Below are 211 nucleotides of genomic sequence, written 5' to 3'. Positions count from 1 at the left end.
CATCATTTCTCCGAAAACGAAAAAAGATAATATCGTGTCGCCACAAGTGAAGAAAGAAAACGTAGGAAATATCGTGTCACCGCAAGTGAAGAAAGAAAATGTAGGAAATATCGTGTCACCGCAAGTGAAGAAAGAAAATGTAGGAAATATAGTATCACCAAATGTATCGAAAGAAAATGTAGTTATTCCACAAGTTATACCGCCAAATATT

1 pseudogene is annotated in these 211 nt (G+C 35.1%); it reads left to right on the top strand.

Going from position 1 to position 211, the window contains the following annotated elements:
- Positions 1-211 (top strand): annotated as a pseudogene (locus MR113_RS28175) (peptigoglycan-binding protein LysM); the annotation flags it as partial.

This window comes from Bacillus cereus group sp. BfR-BA-01379 (assembly GCF_022663605.1).
In the GTDB taxonomy this organism is placed as follows: Bacteria; Bacillota; Bacilli; order Bacillales; family Bacillaceae_G; genus Bacillus_A; species Bacillus_A mobilis.
The sequence above is the reverse complement of the archived record's forward strand: the minus strand, read 5'-3'. Positions and strand labels throughout refer to the sequence as shown.